This window comes from Pseudomonas bijieensis (assembly GCF_013347965.1).
Classification (GTDB): Bacteria; Pseudomonadota; Gammaproteobacteria; order Pseudomonadales; family Pseudomonadaceae; genus Aquipseudomonas; species Aquipseudomonas bijieensis.
In genome coordinates this window covers 4,107,533-4,121,240 of sequence record NZ_CP048810.1, presented here as the reverse complement: position 1 = coordinate 4,121,240, position 13,708 = coordinate 4,107,533, and the positions used below count along the sequence as shown (strand labels likewise).

At 60.2% G+C, this 13,708-nt stretch carries 10 protein-coding genes; 4 read left to right on the top strand and 6 right to left on the bottom strand.

Annotation, left to right across the window (positions count from 1 at the left end; all coding sequences use genetic code 11):
* Nucleotides 1-35: 35 nt before the first annotated feature.
* Nucleotides 36-1,163, bottom strand: a complete 1,128-nt coding sequence (coxB, locus tag GN234_RS17925; RefSeq protein ID WP_109752913.1) for a cytochrome c oxidase subunit II — start codon at nucleotides 1,161-1,163, stop codon at nucleotides 36-38.
* A gap of 373 nt (nucleotides 1,164-1,536) precedes the next feature.
* On the opposite strand from coxB, the gene GN234_RS17920 reads away from it, so the two are divergent.
* Entirely contained in the window at nucleotides 1,537-2,187 is a 651-nt protein-coding gene (locus GN234_RS17920) for a hypothetical protein (RefSeq protein ID WP_109752914.1), read from the top strand.
* Nucleotides 2,188-2,319: 132 nt separating this feature from the next.
* Here GN234_RS17920 and GN234_RS17915 read toward each other — a convergent pair whose 3' ends face one another.
* Complete coding sequence (locus GN234_RS17915; protein WP_109752915.1) at nucleotides 2,320-2,805, bottom strand: acyl-CoA thioesterase; 486 nt, start codon at nucleotides 2,803-2,805, stop codon at nucleotides 2,320-2,322.
* 281 nt (nucleotides 2,806-3,086) lie between these two features.
* Between GN234_RS17915 and GN234_RS17910 the strand changes: the two genes are divergently transcribed.
* Nucleotides 3,087-4,850: a cation:proton antiporter gene (locus tag GN234_RS17910; protein ID WP_109752916.1), complete on the top strand. Its 1,764-nt coding sequence runs from the start codon at nucleotides 3,087-3,089 to the stop codon at nucleotides 4,848-4,850.
* A gap of 13 nt (nucleotides 4,851-4,863) precedes the next feature.
* On the opposite strand, the gene GN234_RS17905 is transcribed toward GN234_RS17910, so the two are convergent.
* The 3 genes from GN234_RS17905 to uvrD all read right to left on the bottom strand — a co-directional run bounded on the left by GN234_RS17905 (nucleotide 4,864) and on the right by uvrD (nucleotide 8,788).
* Nucleotides 4,864-5,271, bottom strand: a complete 408-nt coding sequence (locus GN234_RS17905; protein WP_003187120.1) for an SMI1/KNR4 family protein — start codon at nucleotides 5,269-5,271, stop codon at nucleotides 4,864-4,866.
* A 140-nt stretch (nucleotides 5,272-5,411) separates the two neighbouring features.
* Nucleotides 5,412-6,287, bottom strand: coding sequence for a Tim44 domain-containing protein (locus GN234_RS17900; protein ID WP_109752917.1), 876 nt, complete (start codon nucleotides 6,285-6,287; stop codon nucleotides 5,412-5,414).
* A 317-nt stretch (nucleotides 6,288-6,604) separates the two neighbouring features.
* Nucleotides 6,605-8,788: a DNA helicase II gene (gene uvrD / locus GN234_RS17895; RefSeq protein WP_109752918.1), complete on the bottom strand. Its 2,184-nt coding sequence runs from the start codon at nucleotides 8,786-8,788 to the stop codon at nucleotides 6,605-6,607.
* A gap of 261 nt (nucleotides 8,789-9,049) precedes the next feature.
* Between uvrD and GN234_RS17890 the strand changes: the two genes are divergently transcribed.
* Entirely contained in the window at nucleotides 9,050-11,923 is a 2,874-nt protein-coding gene (locus tag GN234_RS17890; protein ID WP_109752919.1) for an EAL domain-containing protein, read from the top strand.
* A gap of 69 nt (nucleotides 11,924-11,992) precedes the next feature.
* Here GN234_RS17890 and GN234_RS17885 read toward each other — a convergent pair whose 3' ends face one another.
* A complete protein-coding gene (locus GN234_RS17885) occupies nucleotides 11,993-12,307 on the bottom strand; it encodes a hypothetical protein (protein WP_109752920.1) in 315 nt (104 codons plus the stop codon).
* A gap of 442 nt (nucleotides 12,308-12,749) precedes the next feature.
* Between GN234_RS17885 and hexR the strand changes: the two genes are divergently transcribed.
* Complete coding sequence (hexR, locus tag GN234_RS17880) at nucleotides 12,750-13,616, top strand: transcriptional regulator HexR (protein ID WP_003187110.1); 867 nt, start codon at nucleotides 12,750-12,752, stop codon at nucleotides 13,614-13,616.
* Nucleotides 13,617-13,708: the final 92 nt, after the last annotated feature.

The following is a 13,708-nucleotide window of genomic DNA, read 5'->3' as shown; positions in this document are numbered from 1 at the left end:
CCCCGTCCGGTTGCGGGAACTAACGTCAGGCCGGTTCATTTGCTTTCCGCCTGTTTGAGTTCCAGCACTTCTTTGGGCGTAACCATGTCGCCCTTGTTGTTGCCCCAGGCGTTACGTTCATAGGTCACGACCGCGGCGATATCGACTTCCGACAGCTGTTTGCCGAACGCGGCCATGGCGGTGCCGGGCTTGCCGTGGAAGACAATGCTCAGGTGATCAGCCTTGGGTCCGGTGGCGATTTTCGAGCCCTTGAGCGCCGGGAACATCGGCGGCAGGCCCTGGCCTTCGGCCTGGTGACAGGCCACGCAGGTGGTGTGGTAAACCTTGTCGCCACGCTCAACAAGTTCTTCGCGCGTCCATTCCTTGCTGGTCAATTCTTTGAGCTGCGCGGCTTCGGCCTTGCGCTCGCCCAGCCATTTCTCGTAGTCGGGCTTGCTCTTGACCTCTACCACGATCGGCATGAAGCCATGGTCCTTGCCGCACAGCTCGGCGCATTGGCCGCGATACAGGCCGGGCTTGTCGACGCGGGTCCAGGCTTCGTTGACGAACCCGGGGATCGCATCGCGCTTGACCGCGAAGGCCGGCACCCACCAGGAGTGGATCACGTCGGCGGAGGTCACCAGGAAGCGCACCTTGGCGTCGACCGGCAGCACCAGCGGCTTGTCGACCTCCAGCAGGTAATGCTCGCCCTTGGCGCTCTGGTTATGGATCTGTTCGGCGGGGGTGGCCAGGTTGCTGAAGAACTCGACGTCCTGGCCCAGGTACTTGTAGTGCCACTTCCATTGATAGCCGGTGATCTGGATATCGATGTCCGACTCGCTGGAGTCGTACATCTTGATCAGGGTGGCGGTGGCAGGAATCGCCATCAACACCAGGATCAGGAAGGGCACGATGGTCCAGAGGATTTCGACGCGGGTGTTTTCGTGGAAATGCGCGGCATTTTGGCCGGTTGAGCGGCGATGCATCATCATCGACCAGAACATGGCGCCGAAGACGATGATGCCGATGACTACACAGATCCAGAAGATGGTCATGTGCAAGTCGAACACTGCATTGCTGATCTGTGTCGCTCCAGGCGCCATATTCACAGTCCAGGCCGCTTGCGCCTGGCTGAAAATCGACCACAACAGGAGGCCCATCCATACGTGTGGATGTCGCGTCATTGCGGGTTCCCCTTATCGTTCTTGTTATCCCGTAGGCGTAAAGCCTGCGGCAAGGGATCGGCTATTCAGACTGCTTAATTGACTCGCCGCGCCTTGCTGCACATGCAATCGGGTGTCATCAGCTAACTCCATTCCAAACCGAGTATAGACAGCACCTGCAACCTCGCAACGCGATGGCGTAAATCGTTTGAAACACCCGGGGCTTGCGCTAGAGCCCACGAATGGAGAAGGATGCGAGCCTGAGTGATGGCAAACCGATATAACTGTGACGTAGCAAGGAAGAGACGGTTATGAAAAATAGGTCTTAGGAGTGTTTTTGCGCCAGCTAAGTTATGTCTTCCCTATTTCATTGCCTTTGTTTCCTGGAGTTGTCATGAACACCGCCGCATTGCGCGAGCAGATCCAAAAAGCCCAACAACACGAAGCCGAGACCGGCCAATTGACCCGCCAGCTGGAGGCCCAGTTACCGCATCTGCATGCCGCGATCCAATTGCCAGACATCGACGCGAAGGGCGTCATGACCCGTTTTGTCACCGCTTACATCGAGCAGGTGCCGGACTTGCTGGACGCCGCCAATGAGGTGGCCCGCGAAGCCGGTATCGAATCGCAGATCAAGCCCGTACTGAAGATCGCCGAACAGTTTTTCCTCCAGCCGCCCAAGGTAATGGAAGGTCACGTCGGCCTGGACGGCCTGTTGGATGAGGCCTACCTGGCGCATCGGTTGGTGGAGGAGGTCAACGATCTGTATATCAAGCATTTCAGCCAGCCGTTGATCCCGCTGGACATGACGGTCGCCAACCTGATCGCCCACCATTTGATCGGCGAACCGTTCGCCAACCAGTTGGATGAAGCCGTGCATCACGCCGTGGACGAGATGCTCGACGAAGACAGCTTTGCGCTGGAGTCGGTGGAAACTTACCGGGACAAGCTGGGCAGCCCGGACACCGGCGCTGCCTGGAAGCGCTGGCCGTGCCTGTCGCGCCAGCTGGGCGTTGGGCTGGAGCTGGATCAGCCAGCGGCCTGACCCATCAGCAAGCGCCATGAAACCCCTGTGGGAGCGGGCTTGCTCGCGAAAGCGGTGAATCAGTTAGCTAAATGCTGCCTGACACTGCGCTTTCGCGAGCAAGCCCGCTCCCACATTTTTTTAAGTGACCGATCAAGGCCCATCCGCCTTGATCTCCTGGTAGCGTCGCTCCAGTTCCTGACGAATCTGCCGACGTTGCTGGGCCTGTTCGTAGCGGCGTTTCGCTTCGCTGTTTTGCGGCTGCAATGGCGGTACGGGCGCGGGTTTACGCTGGTCATCCACCGCCACCATGGTGAAGAAGCAACTGTTGGTGTGGCGTACCGAGCGTTCGCGAATATTTTCGGTCACGACTTTGATGCCCACTTCCATCGACGTGTTGCCGGTGTAGTTCACCGAGGCCAGGAAGGTCACCAACTCGCCGACGTGAATCGGCTCACGAAAGATCACCTGGTCTACCGACAAGGTCACCACATAGCGCCCGGCGTAACGGCTGGCGCAGGCGTAGGCGACTTCGTCGAGGTATTTGAGCAGGGTGCCGCCATGGACATTGCCAGAGAAGTTGGCCATATCGGGGGTCATCAACACCGTCATCGACAGTTGGGCGTTTCCGGGTTCCATAACGTACTCACGGTTCAAGGCAGCAATTGTGGAGGGGCACCTCTGCGGGTGCTGGTGAGGGGCCTGTACACAGGTCACCCAGGTTTTAAAAACCACCGATATCGGGACGCTGCGGCTGTGGTTGCCGTCACGCGCCGATGGATCTGTTTCCATATATTGCACCGTCTTTTTGTCGGAAGTCGCGGTGTTACCCTTCAAAAGCCCATTGCGAGGGCAATTCCTACAGAGGAAACGGATTTCTCCAGCTCTGCAGTGAGTCATTTTGAACAGGGAGCCCCGACATGCATGCCATCAGCTTCATTCAGGACTTGGCGATCATCATGATGGCGGCGGGGTTGGTGACCGTACTCTTTCATCGTTTCAAACAGCCGGTGGTATTGGGCTACATCGTGGCCGGCTTCATCATTGGCCCGCATACGCCGCCGTTCGGCTTTATCCACGACGAAGACACGATCAAGACCCTGGCCGAACTCGGGGTGATCTTCCTGATGTTTTGCCTGGGCCTGGAATTCAGCCTGCGCAAACTGTTCAAGGTCGGGGCCACGGCCTTCATCGCGGCGTTCCTCGAAATCGTGCTGATGATCTGGATCGGCTATGAAATCGGTCGCTGGTTCGAGTGGAGCACCATGGACTCGCTGTTCCTCGGCGCGATCCTGGCCATTTCCTCCACCACCATCATCGTCAAGGCCCTCAACGACCTGAAGATGAAGAACGAGCGTTTCGCGCAGCTGATTTTCGGGGTGTTGATCGTCGAGGATATCCTGGGCATTGGCATCATCGCCTTGCTGTCGAGCATTGCCGTCAGCGGCACCGTGAGCTCCGGCGAGGTGTTTTCCACGGTCGGCAAGCTGTCGTTGTTCATGATCGTGGCGTTGGTCATCGGCATTCTGCTGGTGCCGAGGGTGCTGGCCTACGTGGCGAAGTTCGAAAGCAACGAAATGCTGCTGATCACCGTGCTGGGCCTGTGCTTCGGTTTCTGCCTGTTGGTGGTGAAGCTGGAATACAGCATGGTGCTCGGGGCGTTCCTGATCGGGGCGATCATGGCCGAGTCCCGGCAACTGCTGAAAATCGAGCGGCTGGTGGAGCCGGTGCGTGATCTGTTCAGCGCGATTTTCTTCGTCGCCATCGGGCTGATGCTCGATCCGGCGATATTGCTGCAGTACGCCTGGCCGATTGCGGTGATCACGGGCGCCGTGGTGCTCGGCAAGATGCTGTCCTGCGGCCTCGGTGCCTTTATCGCCGGCAACGACGGACGCACCTCGCTGCGAGTTGGGATGGGGCTTTCGCAGATCGGCGAATTCTCCTTCATCATTGCGTCATTGGGGATGACCCTGCAGGTCACCAGCGACTTCCTTTATCCGGTCGCGGTCGCCGTCTCGGTGTTGACCACACTGCTCACGCCTTACCTGATCCGGGCCGCCGACCCGCTGTCCGTCAGGCTGGCGACGGTTATGCCGCAACGGCTGACCCGGGTATTGGGGATGTATGGCGAATGGCTGCGCAGCATCCAGCCCCATGGCGAAGGAGCGATGGTGGCGTCGATGATCCGGCGGATCTTGCTGCAGGTCGGGGTCAACCTGGCGCTGGTCATCGCGATTTTTGTCTCGGGCGGTTATTTTGCCGAGCGGATGTCGGCTTACCTGCAAGCCTGGATCAGCGACCCGAGCTGGCAGAAGGCGTTGATCTGGGGCGGGGCGTTGCTGCTGTCGCTGCCGTTCCTGATCGCCGCCTACCGCAAGCTCAAGGCGCTGTCGATGTTGCTGGCGGAGATGGGCGTGAAGCCGGAGATGGCTGGCCGCCATACACAGCGGGTGCGTCGGGTGATCGCCGAAGTGATCCCGATTCTCTCGCTGCTGGTGATTTTCCTGTTATTGGCAGCCTTGTCGGCCAGCATTCTGCCGACCAACAAGTTACTGGTATTGATCGCCGTGGTGGCGACTGCCGTGGCGGCACTGCTCTGGCGCTGGTTCATCCGCCTGCATACGCGGATGCAGGTGGCCTTGCTTGAAACCCTGGACAATCACAAGGAATCGTCCGGGCATTGACCAGCGTCGGGGCTCAGCTTTCCAGCCAGACGTCCCGGGCCCAGTGCCAGACCGATTCCCAGGTTTCTTCGGCGATCAGTTCTTCTTCGGCTTGCCACAGCACCACAGTGCCGTCTTCTTCGACGCAGTAGTAATCGTCGCCGTCCTGGCAGATCGGGATCAGGCTGCGGTCGACACCGGCATCCCAGGCATTGGCGGCCACGTCTGGCAGGTAGGTGTGGGATTGTGGATCGGTGACGGTCACCGGTTCCAGACTGCCATAGACAACATCGCTGACGGTCAGCAAAAACTCTCTGAAGACGAATGGGATATCGATGAACAGCTGTTCTTCGATCTCTACCAGCAGGTCTTCGTCGGGCAACTCCAGCGGGACCGGCACGGGCTCGTTGGCTTCACGCAATTGTTCGATGATTTCTTCCACGTCCGGGATCCTCTTTTCTCGATGGCGCGGTTCTACATGGAGCGGTTTATACAGTAGCTCGCTATAGATGCAACCGCGAAATGGAAAACCCCGGCCTGGGCCGGGGTTCTTTTATTTCAACATGCAAACCGCGCAAAGGTTCAACCGTTCTGGCGGATGCCGGCTACCAGCCAAGGCTGGTCGTCACCCTGGGCACGTTCCATGTTCCAGCTTTCGCTGAACGCTTCGCCCTTGTCGAAGCGAGAATCCTTCGACACACCGCTGAAGGTCAGGGTGGCGATGGTCTTGTCGGCGCGATCGTCGACACCGTCCAGTTGCACCTGGAGATTGTCGATGTAGGTGGACTGGAAGCCATCACCCAGCTCGGCCCGCTCGCGCTTGAGGAACTCCAGCAGTTGCGGGGTCACGAACTCGGCGATCTTGTCCATTTCGTTCGCGTCCCAGTGTTGCTGCAAGGACATGAAGTGGCTGCGCGCGGCTTCGATGAAGCGTTGCTCGTTGAACCAGGCCGGCGCGTTGATGACCGGACGGGCGGCCACAGGCGCTGCCGAACCACCGAAGATCGAGCCGCTGGCAGGCTGCTGGTTGAACACTTCACGCTGCATCGGCGCGTGGCCGGCCGGAGCCAATTGCTCCTGCTGCTTGCGACGACGGGCGGCAATGAAGCGGAAGACCAGGAAGGCGATGACCGCCATGATCAGGATGTCGAAGATTTGCATGCCCTGGAAGCCGTCGCCCATGAACATGGAAGCGAGCAAGCCACCGGCGGCGATGCCGGCCAGGGGGCCGAGCCAGCGCGAAGCACCGCTGGCCTTGGTGGCTGCGCCCGCGGCACCGGCCGCGCCTGCGGTGGCGGCAGTGGACCCGGCGGCAGAGGACGGCGCCATCTGGCTGGTCTGGTGAGTCGGGGCTGCGCCCGAACTTTTACCACCGCCAAAACGCTTGGCGGCATTGGCGTCGATGGCCATCGTCAGGCCGATGCACAGCGCCATGGCGATGCTAAGAAAACGTTTCATATAAAGGCATTCCCATTTGTGGATAGCACGCGCGCCATGTTGCACAGCTGAACTGTTGCTGGCTAGCGACAGAGTGTTTCGGGCTTTTGCGTGACAGGTTAGGTTCAGCTTCGCCGCGCAAGAGGGCTTGTTCGCTTTGGGCTGTAGGAAAGGGGGACAAGTTCTATCGGAAAACTAGTATGGGTAGGGGAAGGTATCTGTGGGAGCAAGGCTTGCCCGCGATAGCGATCTATCTGACGCATCTATGTCGGATGCGCCACCGCCTCGCGGGCAAGCCTTGCTCCCACAAGCCTTGCTCCACAGGGTTTAGCAAATTTTTAGATCGCTTCCAACTTGGCATACCCCAGCATCAGCCACTTGCTGCCTTCGCTGAAGTTCACCTGCACCCGGGCCTGGGCCCCGGCACCTTCGAAGTTGAGGATCACGCCGTCGCCGAATACCGAATGCCGCACGGTCTGGCCAAGGCTGAAGCCGGTTTCCGGGATGTCGCTACCGCCGAACAGGCTGCTGGTGCTCTGTTGCTGGCCGCCACCGAACGGTCGGCTGACACTGTTGGACAGCCGCACTTCCTGAATCAGGCCCTTCGGTACTTCACGTACGAAGCGCGACACCTTGTTGTAGGTCTCGCTGCCATACAAGCGTCGGGTTTCGGCGTAGGTCAGTACCAGGTTCTGCATGGCGCGGGTGATACCGACATAGGCCAGGCGCCGTTCTTCTTCCAGACGCCCAGGTTCTTCCAGGCTCATCTTGTGGGGGAACAGGCCTTCTTCCATGCCCACGAGGAACACGTAGGGGAATTCCAGGCCCTTGGCGCTGTGCAGGGTCATCAGTTGGATGCTGTCTTCATGCTCGTCGGCCTGGGTGTCGCCGGCCTCCAGGGAGGCATGGCCCAGGAAGGCCGACAGCGGTGACAGGTCTGCGTCTTCTTCGGTGTTTTCGAAGTTGCGTGCGGCGCTGACCAGTTCCTCGAGGTTTTCCACCCGGGCCTGGCCTTTCTCGCCCTTTTCCGCTTCGTGGTAGGCGATCAGGCCGGATTGCTCGATGACGGTCTGGGTCATCAAGTGCAGCGGCATCTCCCCACACTTGGCGGCCAGGTCCTCGATCAGGTCCATGAACGCCTTCAGCGCACCGGCGGCGCGACCGGTCACGCCTTTGTTGGCGACCAGCTGACGCATGCCTTCCCACATGGAGACGTGGCTGTGGCGGGCGTGATCACGAATGGCTTCGACGGTTTTCTCGCCAATGCCCCGCGTCGGCACGTTGATCACCCGCTCCAGGGCCGCGTCGTTGCCGCGACCTTCGATCAGGCGCAGGTAGGCCATGGCGTTCTTGATTTCGGCGCGCTCGAAGAAGCGCTGGCCGCCGTAGATGCGGTACGGGATCCGTTCGCGCAGCAACGCCTCTTCCAGTACCCGCGACTGGGCGTTGGAGCGGTACAGGATGGCGATGTCGCTGCGGGCCAGGCCGGTTTTCAGCGCGCTTTCGATGGTTTCCACCACGTAGCGGGCTTCATCGTGTTCGTTGAAGGCGGCGTAGAGGTTGATCGCTTCGCCTTCGCCGCCATCGGTCCACAATTCCTTGCCCAGGCGCCCGGTGTTGTTGGCGATCAGGGCGTTAGCGGCCTTGAGGATGCCGGCGGTGGAGCGGTAGTTCTGTTCCAGGCGGATGACTTCGGCGTCGGGGAAGTCCGCCGAATACTGGTGAATGTTCTCGATCTTGGCACCGCGCCAGCCGTAGATCGACTGGTCGTCGTCACCCACCACCATCAGGCTGTCGCCGCCCTTGGCGAGCAGGCGCAACCAGGCGTATTGCACGGCGTTGGTGTCCTGGAACTCGTCCACCAATACATGCCGGAAGCGCTTTTGATAGTGGGCCAGCAGGCCTGGGTGGTCGCGCCACAGGTCCAGGGCCCGGAGCAGCAGCTCGGAGAAGTCGATGACCCCGGCGCGTTGGCACGCCGCCTCGTAGGCTTCATAGATGCTACGCATGGTCGCCAGGAACAGGTCGCCGCTGGCCTGGATGTGCTGCGGGCGCAAGCCTTCGTCTTTCTGGCCATTGATGAACCATTGCGCCTGGCGGGCCGGCCAGCGTTGCTCGTCCAGGCCCAGCTCGCGGATCACCCGCTTGACCAGGCGTTGCTGGTCGTCGCTGTCCAGGATCTGGAAGGTCTGGCTCAGCCCGGCTTCCTGCCAGTGCGCCCGCAACAAGCGGTGCGCCAGGCCGTGGAACGTGCCGACCCACATGCCGGCGGGGTTGATGCCCATCAGTTGCTCGATGCGATGGCGCATCTCGGCCGCGGCCTTGTTGGTGAATGTCACCGACAGGATCGAATGGGGCGAGGCGTTCTCGACCTGGATCAACCAGGCGATACGGTGCACCAGCACTCGGGTTTTACCGGAGCCAGCACCGGCCAGGACCAACTGACGACCCACGGAGGCTGCTACGGCCTGGCGTTGGGCATCGTTGAGGGAGTTCAGCAGAAGGGAGAGATCATCGCGCATCGGGGCATTCTAGGGTGCGGCGTCACCCCGGGCAAACCGAGCTTTGCATCAGCCGATAAAAGACCGGTTGTGGATGACCGGTGGGTCACAGGCTACAGCCATTGGCGGGGCTCGCTCGAGAGCGTCGCCACCCAATGAAACAGCGACTTTTTTCAGCGTTTTTATGAGCTGGGGCAGTGTGGGATGGCCCATGGCTTGTGTATGCTCGGTGCTCGCTTCGGGTTCTCCACGCTCCACTGAATAAGAACAAGAACAGTGCCAATGACCCTCAATTCCGATCCGGCGGGCCCCAGTGTGGAACCGCGGGTCATCTATAAGCAGTACGCCATGGAGATGGCGGTCGAGCGCACACGTCTGCTGTATCAAGGCTCACTGCTGCCTACGCTGTTCATGTTGCTCAACGGTCTGGTCTGCGCCGCGCTGTTATGGGAGCCGCGGCGCTATTTCCTGGTCAGCGTCTGGCTCGTCTGGTTGTTGTCACTGGTGGCGTTGCGGGTGATCCAGGTGGCCGCTTTCGATTCGGCCATGCCAAGCCGCCAGGCGCACCCGATCTGGCTGCGTATGTTTTTGCTGGGTTCGGCGATGACCGGCCTGACGTTGGCCGGGGCTGGCATCGCGCTGGTCCCGGCCGACAGCTTCCAGCAGCAGGCCTGGGTGTTCGGCCTGATTGGCGCGGCCGCCCTGTCGGCCAGCGTGGCCTACGCGGTGAGTCTGCCTGCGTTCCTGTCCTTTACCTTGCCCTGCCTGTTGCCGGCCATTGGCTATCTCTTCTGGGGGGGCGATGAGCAGCAACGCGGGTGGGGCTGGCTTGGGCTGATTGTGCTGGTCTCGCTGAGCGTGGTGGCCTGGCAAGTCAACCGGTTGATCAAAAGCGGCATGCTGCGCCGTTTCCAGAACCAGGCGCTGATCGAGCACTTGCAGCAGACGCAGGCCCGGAGCGTTGAGCTCAACACCGCGCTGGCCCGGGAGGTCGAGCAACGTCGTTGTGCCGAGGAGCAACTGCGGGCGGCCCAGGTTGGCCTGGAGGCGCGGGTAGCGCAGCGCAGTCTTGAACTGGAGGTCGCCAGCCAGGCCCTGCGCAAGAGCGAGGCGCGTCTGGCCCTGGCTCTGAAGGCCAGTGAGTTGGGGTTGTGGGATTGGAATCTGCAGACTGATGAAGTCCACCACACTCAGCTCAAGGAACTGTTCGGCCTGGAGCCCGAATACGTCACGGCGATGCTCAGCCATCTCACCCCGCGGCTGCACCCCCAAGACCTGCCGGCGCTCAAGCGAGCCTTGGTCGAACACCTCAAGGGCCGCAGCGAGGATTACCAGATCGAATACCGCGTGCGTCACGGCGATGGTCACTGGGTCTGGATCGAAGACCGTGGCCGGGCGGTGGAGCGTAGCGAGAGCGGACGGGTGCTGCGTATGGTCGGCACCCGGCGCGACATCAGCGCCAGCAAGGAGCTCGAGCAGCAACGGCAACTGGCGGCCACGGTGTTCGAGGCCGCCAGCGAAGGTATCGTGATTTTCGACCCCAACTACGTACTACTCGCTGCCAACCAGGCGTTCACCCGGGTCACCGGGTTCGATATCGATGACATGCTCGGGCGCAATGTAGTTGAGCTGCCGTGCAGCCGCGACGCGCGCCGGCACTACCCCGTCATTCGCCAATCGCTCAAGCAGCACGGCACCTGGCAGGGTGAGCTGGTAGAGGCGCGAGCCAACGGCGAACTGTACCCGCAATGGCTGCAACTGAATGTCGTGCGCAATGCTCGGGGAAATGTCAGTCATATCGTAGGCTTCTTCGCCGATCTTTCGGCGCGACGCGAATCCGAAGAGCGAATGCGCTACCTGACCCATTACGACGAATTGACCGGGTTGGCCAATCGCTCGCTGTTTCGTGAGCGCCTGCACGAGGCCCATCAGCGTGTGCGCCAGGGTGGACGGCGCAGCCTGGCGTTGCTGCATATCAACCTGGACCGTTTCAAATTGCTCAACGACAGCCTTGGTCATGACATCGCCGACCAGTTGTTGCAGAAAATGGCCCGACGCCTGATCAATGCACTGCCCGAGGCGGATACCATCGCCCGGCTGTCCGGCGATGAGTTTGCGGTGTTGTTCGATGCCTATGGCAACCTTTCAAGCCTGGCGCGGGTGGCGACCCGACTGGCCGCCAAGTTGCGAGTGCCGCTGACCATCGAAGGCCATGAACTGGTGCTCAGTGCCTCCATCGGCATCAGCCTGTTGCCTGACAATACGCGGGAAGTTGCAACGCTGGTCAGCCAGGCGAACATGGCCATGCAGCATGCCAAGCATCTGGGGGGCAACAACTTCCAGTTCTACACCGACAGCCTCCAGGCCAGCACGCTGGAGCGCCTGCAACTGGAAAATCAACTGCGCAAGGCCTTGGAAGAGCGGCAGCTGAAGGTCTTTTATCAACCAAAACTGTGCCTGGCGACCGGTCGCCTGAACGCCGCCGAGGCGCTGGTGCGTTGGGATCACCCGGTCATGGGCCGGGTGCCTCCGGGGGATTTCATCGGCCTGGCCGAAGAAACCGGGTTGATCGGGCCGATTGGCGAATTCGTGTTGCGCCAGGCTTGTTGGCAGGCATGCGAATGGCAGCGCCAGGGGCTCGCGCCGATCAGGGTGTCAGTCAATCTGTCGGTGCATCAATTGCGCCAGGGCAAGCTGGTCAGCCTGGTGCGGCAAGTGCTGGAAGAAACCGGCCTGGAACCCCAATACCTGGAGTTGGAGCTGACCGAAAGCCAGTTGCTCGACAGCGTCGAGCACATCATCGCCACGTTCCAGCAATTGCGTGACCTTGGGGTCAAGCTGGCGATCGACGATTTTGGCACCGGTTACTCATCGCTGAGTTACCTCAAGCGTATCCCGGTGGATTACGTGAAGATCGACCAGGCATTCATTCGTGGGTTGGGCGAGGGCAGCGTGGACACGGCCATTACCCGGGCAATCATTGCAATGGCCCATGGGTTGTCGCTCAAGGTAGTGGCCGAAGGCGTTGAGCGGCAGGAGCAGCTCGAGTTCCTCAGGAACGAACGTTGCGATGAGGTTCAAGGGTATCTGATCAGCCGGCCGGTAGAGGCTGAAGGGTTGGCTGGGTTGTTGCGGGCGCAACACCTGGTTGAATGAGCCTGAACCACGACGATAACTTCCCGTCAGGCAACGAAATCGTCTGACGGGAAGTTATGGGGTCTACGCTTAGTTAGTGACTAGCACTTCATCGATGTGGTGCAGTAACTGGCCTTCGAAAAAAATACTGACGCCAGTGACATTGGAGTCGCCCAGCTCTTTATATTCAACGAACTTGTCTGTCAGTACCGGCAGTGAAACTCCGTCGGAGTGTTTAAGTTTCAATTCCAGTCGCAGATCAAAGGACTTGTCCTGTAGGTCGCTGCGTACCAGCGTGGGGATAACGCCGCTATTGGCTACACTGACGGTGCCAAAGGTACGGAAAGACGCGGCACCTGGCATGCGGTCGATTTGTGCGGTCCAATCTTTAGTCGTGATTTTCATGGTAGTAACTCCTGTAGTTAAGTTGATTGCTTCCTGCGGGAGCCAATATATCTACTTTGCCTTGGTAGCGTCTGCTCAATTGCGGTTGGTATTGTAAGGAGAAATGAGTTTTCGACGGCTTACTTGGTTCGGTCTTAAGATCTACTGTCTAGTGTTGCAGAGATATATTGTTGAGGGGGAGCAAGTTATTGGGTGATTGGCTAATGACCAATAGACGATTTCCCCCCGGGTTGGAAGTTCAGGACGGGGCTGGAAATCAGCGGATCGGCAGCGTTGAAGGTTTGCGCTATGGCACAAGCTGCTACATCGGCGGATCCTCGGCCAAAACAAAGGGGCGACGAGGTCATCCAGTTACGTTTTGGACGGGCAAAAAGCCAATTCTTGTAGTATAACTACAAGCTTGCTACATCCCGGCATCTGCCCATAACAAGAGTCCAGCCCCTTGAACCTGCTGCAACACATCGCCCAGTCACGCCACTTGCTACGCAAGTCGGAGCTGAAAGTCGCCGATCACGTACTGCTTGATCCAGCGGCCGTGATGCATAGCTCCATGGCCGATCTTGCCCACAGCGTCGGCATCAGCGAGCCGACCATCGTGCGTTTCTGCCGGGCCATCGGTTGCTCGGGCTTCCAGGACCTGAAACTCAAGCTAGCGCAAAGCTTGGCGGCCGGTGCGAGCTTCGGTCAGTTTGCGATCCATGAGGACGACTCGGTCGCGGACTACAGCCTGAAAATCTTCGACACGACCCTGCATACCCTGATGGAGGTTCGCGAGAAGCTCGACCCGGTGGCGTTGCAAAAAGCCGTCACGGCCATGTCCCAGGCCCAGCGTGTCGAGTTTTATGGCTTCGGCGCCTCGGGCGCGGTGGCGGCCGATGCCCAGCACAAGTTCTTCCGGCTGCTGCTGACGGCAGCGGCCTATTCCGACCCGCACATGCAGGCCATGTCGGCGGTGACCTTGAAACCCACCGATGTGGCGATCTGCATCTCCCAGTCGGGCCGTTCCAAGGACCTGCTGATCACCGCCAACCTGGTGCGCGAAAGCGGTGCCTCGCTGATCACCTTGTGTCCGAGCCAGACGCCGCTGGCAGAACTGTCCACGGTGAACCTGGCCATCGACGTGCACGAAGACACCGAGATCTACACGCCGCTGACCTCGCGTATCGCCCATCTGGTGGTGATCGATGTGCTGGCAATGGGCGTCGCCATGGCGCGGGGCCCAAGCCTGGTCAACCACCTCAAGAGCGTGAAGCGCAGCCTGCGCAGCTTGCGGTTGTCGCCCAAGTCGGTGAAGGCGCTGGACGACTGAATCCCGAACCCTGAGGTTGAGGGGCTTCTGTGGCGAGGGGAGCTTGCTCCCGCTCGGCTGCGCAGCAGTCGCAAACCAACCCATCCGGTGTA

Excerpts from the sequence above, each read along its gene's own strand:
- uvrD (WP_109752918.1), bottom strand. The coding sequence starts at position 8,788 with ATGCGCGATGATCTCTCCCTTCTGCTGAACTCCCTCAACGATGCCCAA.
- GN234_RS17885 (WP_109752920.1), bottom strand. The coding sequence starts at position 12,307 with ATGAAAATCACGACTAAAGATTGGACCGCACAAATCGACCGCATGCCA.
- coxB (WP_109752913.1), bottom strand. The coding sequence starts at position 1,163 with ATGACGCGACATCCACACGTATGGATGGGCCTCCTGTTGTGGTCGATT.
- GN234_RS17915 (WP_109752915.1), bottom strand. The coding sequence starts at position 2,805 with ATGGAACCCGGAAACGCCCAACTGTCGATGACGGTGTTGATGACCCCC.
- GN234_RS17920 (WP_109752914.1), top strand. The coding sequence starts at position 1,537 with ATGAACACCGCCGCATTGCGCGAGCAGATCCAAAAAGCCCAACAACAC.
- GN234_RS17910 (WP_109752916.1), top strand. The coding sequence starts at position 3,087 with ATGCATGCCATCAGCTTCATTCAGGACTTGGCGATCATCATGATGGCG.
- GN234_RS17890 (WP_109752919.1), top strand. The coding sequence starts at position 9,050 with ATGACCCTCAATTCCGATCCGGCGGGCCCCAGTGTGGAACCGCGGGTC.
- GN234_RS17900 (WP_109752917.1), bottom strand. The coding sequence starts at position 6,287 with ATGAAACGTTTTCTTAGCATCGCCATGGCGCTGTGCATCGGCCTGACG.